4 protein-coding genes and 1 pseudogene are annotated in these 3,843 nt (G+C 66.6%); 3 read left to right on the top strand and 2 right to left on the bottom strand.

The genetic code is table 11. From position 1 onward, the window contains the following. Positions 1 to 445, top strand: a pseudogene (locus AC1D1S_RS19875) (glutamyl-tRNA reductase); the annotation flags it as partial. Positions 446 to 483: 38 nt separating this feature from the next. On the opposite strand, the gene AC1D1S_RS19870 reads toward AC1D1S_RS19875, so the two are convergent. Together AC1D1S_RS19870 and moeB are read right to left on the bottom strand one after the other, a co-directional pair. After that, positions 484 to 1,554, bottom strand: coding sequence for an SDR family NAD(P)-dependent oxidoreductase (locus AC1D1S_RS19870; RefSeq protein WP_243182247.1), 1,071 nt, complete (start codon positions 1,552 to 1,554; stop codon positions 484 to 486). Between the two features lie 85 nt (positions 1,555 to 1,639). Then, on the bottom strand, positions 1,640 to 2,863 hold the full coding sequence (gene moeB / locus AC1D1S_RS19865; protein ID WP_476995293.1) for a molybdopterin-synthase adenylyltransferase MoeB: 1,224 nt from the start codon (positions 2,861 to 2,863) through the stop codon (positions 1,640 to 1,642). A gap of 156 nt (positions 2,864 to 3,019) precedes the next feature. Here moeB and AC1D1S_RS19860 point away from each other — a divergent pair, with 156 nt between their 5' ends. Beyond that, positions 3,020 to 3,667 carry a TetR/AcrR family transcriptional regulator gene (locus AC1D1S_RS19860; protein WP_279294506.1) on the top strand — a complete coding sequence of 216 codons (648 nt, stop codon included), beginning with the start codon at positions 3,020 to 3,022 and terminating at the stop codon, positions 3,665 to 3,667. 61 nt (positions 3,668 to 3,728) lie between these two features. After that, on the top strand, positions 3,729 to 3,843 hold a 115-nt coding region (locus AC1D1S_RS19855), incomplete at its 3' end, for a DUF3107 family protein (RefSeq protein WP_476995294.1).

Genomic DNA, 3,843 nt, shown 5'->3' with positions numbered 1-3,843 from the left:
CGAACAGGCCAGCAGCATCGTGGCCGGGGCGGCCAGCGCCTTTGAGCAGGAGCGCGAGGCCAGGAGCGTCGACTCGGCGATCGTCGCCTTGCGCCGCCACACGATGAACGTCCTGGATGCGGAAATGGAAAAGGTCCGGGCCCGGCACGGCTGCACGGCCGCCGCCGAAGAAGTCGAATTTGCCCTGCGCCGCATGGTGAAGCAGCTTCTCCACGTCCCCACCGTCAGGGCCCGCGAACTGGCCTCCAACGGACAGCAGGACGCCTACATTGCCGGTCTTGAGGCGCTGTACGGCATCACCGTGGAGCCCACCGCCGGCGCAACGGTTGCAGGTGCCGCCGGTTCCGGGGCCGCGTGCCCCGTGGACCACAACGCCGCTGTCCACAACCCCGGCGACCCCGGCGACGCCGGCCCCGCAACGGGCGACATCCGCGAAACCGCGTAGCTGGCCCGCGCCTCCCCGCGCCGCGGCTTATCCCTGGATTATCCGGGGAAAGCGTTGATCCCGGTCATATCGGCCGACACCTGCCACAGCCGTGTGGCCGCCTCCCGGTCCACCGCGTGGGCATCTACTCCCCTGATCCTGGCTTCGGGCGATCCCGGCACCGTGGCTTCGGCGATGTCGCAGTCCTCGCAGTAGACGCCGCCCATTCCTTCGAGCGCCGGCGCAGTTGCGGCCCAGACCGAGGTGGCGGCGCCCTGCGCGGGTGTCTTGAAGCGCGGGTCGAGTTTGCCGTGCTCATCCATCCAGCCCGCGGCGATCATCTCCTCCCGCGGCAGGTGCCGTTGCAGCTCCGTCATGATCCCGCCGGGATGTACTGCGAAGGCGCGCACGCCAAAGTTCCGGCCCAGGGCATCGAGCTGGACGGCGAAGAGCGCGTTTGCCGTCTTGGCCTGGCCGTAGGCACGCCATTTGTCGTAGCCGGCGTCGAAATTGATGTCATCGAAGCGAATGGCCGAGAGCTTGTGGCCGGTCGAGGACAGCGAGACCACGCGGGCCCCCTGCGCCGCGGCAAGAGCCGGCCACAGCAGGTTGGTCAAGGCAAAATGGCCCAGGTGGTTCGTGGCGAACTGTGATTCCCAGCCGGGTCCCACCCTTTGCTCCGGACTTGCCATGATGGCGGCGTTGTTGATGAGGATGTCCAGGCTGCGGCCTGAGCCCGGCGCCGCGCCAAGTGCCGCGTCAGGCGCGGCGCCAGGTGCCGTTTCGGTCGCCAGGCCGGCCAGGAAGCCGGCGGCGAACGCCTTCACACTGGCCAGGTCCGCAAGGTCCAGCTCGGCGACGCTGACGCCGCCGCCAGCCGTTGCCGGCGTCAGCCCCGCCGCGGCCAGGACGTCGCGGGCATGCTCGGGCCGCCGGGCCGGCACCACGACGGTGGCGCCGGCGGAGGCCAGCGCCCGCACGGTCTCCAAGCCCAGCCCCGAGTAGCCGCCGGTGACAATGGCGGTCTTCCCGGTCAGGTCGATGCCGGCAATGACGTCGGCCGCCGTCGAATCCCGGCCGAACCCCGAGCCAATCTTGCGCTGGGACGTCACTGTATTTTCCTCGCTCATGACCAAGCCTTTCGTTTTAGGGCGCCGCTCAGCGGAGCGTGTTGTGCGGTATCGCGGCCTTGCTGGCCATATGGCCCGCCAAGGCTCAGTACACCGGTTTCCCGGGCTCCACGTCCCTTACCCAGGCGAGAATGCCGCCTTCGAGGTGGCTGACGCGCCCGTACCCTGCGGCGCGGGCTGCGGACAGGACGGCGGCGGATCGTGTTCCGGCCTTGCAGTGGAAGACAATTTCGGCATCCTGGGGCAGTTCCTGCCACGCCTCGCCGGCAAGGATGCGGCCTTGCGGGATCAGCTCCGACCCCTCAATGCGGACGATTTCGTATTCTCCCTGCTCCCGCACGTCCACGAGGTGGAAGTCCTTGAGGCCGGCCTTGCGGGAGGCCAGCATGGTGGCGAGCTGGGTCGCCGTCACAGTGTGCTCGGTACCGGGATCCGCCGTTGGAGTGATCCCGCAGAAGGCCTCGTAGTCGGTGAGTTCGGTGATTCGTGCAGCCGCCGGGTCCTTGGTCACCTTGATCTCGCGCCAGGTGCCGCCCAGCGCGTCATAGAGCGCCAGCCGGCCCAGCAGGGACCGGCCGACGCCGGTGATCAGTTTGACCGCCTCGGTCACCATCAGCGCTCCGACGGCGGCGCACAGCATGCCGAACACGCCGCCTTCGCCGCAGGACGGCACGGATCCGGGCGGCGGCGCCTCCGGGTAGAGGTCCCGGTAGGTGGGCCCGAACTGTTCCCAAAAGACGCTGACCTGGCCGTCGAAACGGAAAATCGATCCCCAAATGTAGGGCTTGCCGAGGATGGCGGCGGCGTCGTTGACGAGGTAGCGCGTGGCAAAGTTGTCGGCGCCGTCGAGGATCAGGTCGTAGCCGGCAAAGAGTTCCAATGCGTTGGACGCGTCGAGCCGGACGTTGTGAAGCCGGACATCCACGAGCGGGTTCAGGGCCGTAAGGGCGTCGCGGGCGGACTCGATTTTCGGCCGGCCCACATCCGCGACACCATGGATGATCTGGCGTTGGAGGTTGCTGAGGTCGACGTCGTCGTCATCGACGATGCCAAGGGTGCCGACCCCCGCGGCGGCGAGGTAGAGCAGCGCCGGGGAGCCGAGGCCACCGGCACCGATCACCAGGACTTTCGCGTTCTTGAGGCGTCGCTGGCCGATCGCGCCGACCTCCGGAATGATCAGGTGCCGCGAGTAGCGTTCCACCTCGTCCGGACTGAGGTCCGCAGCCGGGTCGACCAGCGGTCCGGGCTGCGGATCCAGCTTCGTCTGGGGGGTTGCGGGGGCACCGGCGGCGGTGAACTTGGAAGCCATACTTCAATCTATGCCCGAAGATACCACCAGGTCATATTACCCGCGCGTAAGGTGTAATTGAGTGCAAGGTAGTTCAGTACAAAATGCAGACGATTGCCATTGCGCGCAATGGGGTGAATAAGGGAAAGAAGGCCGACAGTGGTTCATCAGGCACCGTTGGAGCGGGACGAGTCGGGCAAGCCGACGGCAGTGCAGCCCCGGAGCGGACAACGCTCGGCCCGCCTCCCCCGCGACGAACGCCGGGCGCAGCTCCTGGCGGCCGCGCAGGAAGTTTTCGTGGCGAACGGATACCACGGTGCCGCCATGGACGAGATCGCCGAGACCGCCCACGTCAGCAAGCCGGTGCTGTACCAGCACTTCCCCTCCAAGCGGGACCTCTACCTGGCTCTGCTGGACAGCCACCTCAGCAAGCTGACCGACCTCCTGCTTGGCGCCCTGAACTCCACCACCGACAATGACGAGCGCGTCCAGGCCGTCATGCGCGCTTACTTCCGCTTCATCGCGCACGACGACCAGGCCCACAGGCTCGTCTTCGAGTCGGACCTGATTAACGACCCCGACGTCAGCGCGCGGCTGGAAACGTTCAACAAGACCTTTGCCGACGCCGTCGCGCACGTCATCGCCGAGGACACCAAACTGCCTGAACTGGAGGCCCAGCTGCTGGGCCGCGGACTCGCCGGCATGGCCCACGTGAGCGCACGGTATTGGCTGGAAACGGACGGGAATCTGGATCTCGATGTAGCCAGCGACCTCATCTACCGTTTAGCTTGGCGCGGAATCTCCCGCTTCCCCAAAGAGACCTAGACTACAACTAGAGATTGACCTTAGACATTTTTTGGACGTTGATTGGCTGGGAGGCCTTGCTGTGGAAGTAAAGATTGGTATTCAAAACATTGGCCGCGAAATTGTCCTCGAATCGGCGCAGGATGCCGAAGCCGTCGCCAAGGTAGTGGGCGACGCGATCGCGGCGACGCGATCGC

This window comes from Arthrobacter sp. P1_A5 (assembly GCF_056406825.1).
Note: the sequence above shows the minus strand (reverse complement) of the source record. Positions and strands in the feature narration are given on the sequence as shown.